The following is a 1332-nucleotide window of genomic DNA, read 5'->3' on the forward strand; positions in this document are numbered from 1 at the left end:
GAAAATGGTTTTCTTCAGATCCTGCTGGAAACCGGCCTGCCCGGCTTCCTGCTTTTGCTGGCGGGATTGACCGTGATTGGCCGATGGACATGGGTTGCCGTGACACAGGCCAGGGATTTGCGGTATCGCACCGCGGCGGCCGTTGTTGCCGCAGGATTGCTGGCGTTCACACTCCATGGGCTGGTCGATTACGTCTGGTATAATCCGGCCCTTGCCGGTGTGGTCAGCCTCCTTGCGGGGTGTCTTGCGGGTTTGGTGCGGATCGGTACGGCGTTGGAGAAGGTCTCACCAACGACTCGCCACGGGGTATCCACCTCATCGAGATCAGCCCATATGGGAGAACGTCGACTGGCCCTGGCGGCCATGGGATTGTCCCTGGCGGTCGTGGTGACTCTGCCGATAGAAGTTCCACTCCTGGTGGAACGATACAGGGCGGGTTCCGCGGAACTGGCCTGGCACCGCTACCTCATTCTGTATCGACAGGCGGACGACATCGACGAACTGTTCCGGGGCGAAGACGGCTCCACGATTGTCCAGCACCCGGAGACTCCAGAAGCGATGGGAGGGGATACACGCGACGGCGTGCCGGCGACTGCGGAAGATGCCCAGGACGGAGACGCCGAACTCAATGAGCAGGCGGAAGCAGTTCCGTCGGCCGACGTTGTGAAAACCCGAACGTCCGGCGGGGATCCCGGATCGCGGCTAAAAGACGCGATGGAGCGAGAATGGGAAATGATCCGGTGTCTCCAGGATGTTGTGCGCTACGATCCGAAGCGTTCGGAGGCCCATTTGCGGCTAGCCAAGGCGTATCTTCGCTTGTTCCATCTCCAGCAGTCGTGTTCCGCCAACCCAATGCCGCTTTCCCAGATTCGCGACGCAGCACTTCATGCCCAATTTGCCTCCGTTGAGGAGCTGAGGTCGTGGTTGCGGGCGGCGTTTGGGGATCATGTGGAATTGCTGGATAGGGCATCTGAGGAATCGCTGGTTGCCTGCCGGTTATGTCCCCTGCAGGCGGAAGCGTATTTTATACTCGGTCAAACGTCTTTTTTGCGTGCGGAATCCGAAGGAACGCTCCTCACCTGGTACGAGCAGGCACTGGCAGTCCGTCCGAATGACGGTGACCTGCTCTTCCGTATCGGGGCTGAGTTTGCATTCATGGGGCGGCTTGAAGACGGCATCGCCCTGTGGCGGAAGGCGTTTGCCTGCGGCCCATGGTATCGGGATCGCCTCCTGCGCTTTCTTGTGGGGCGGTCTCCGCCGGAGCTGGTCGATCAGGAGATTGCGTTTCTTCTGGAAACGTTTGAACCGGATCTGGAATCGCTGAGGCTGATG

General features: G+C 60.1%; 1 protein-coding gene. It reads left to right on the plus strand.

Going from position 1 to position 1332, the window contains the following annotated elements; translation table 11 throughout:
* The coding region (locus tag H5U08_RS19000; RefSeq protein ID WP_297036792.1) for a hypothetical protein at window positions 1–1332 on the plus strand (1332 nt) is incomplete at both ends.

The sequence above is a fragment of the Thermogutta sp. genome (assembly GCF_014359955.1).
GTDB lineage: Bacteria > Planctomycetota > Planctomycetia > Pirellulales > Thermoguttaceae > Thermogutta.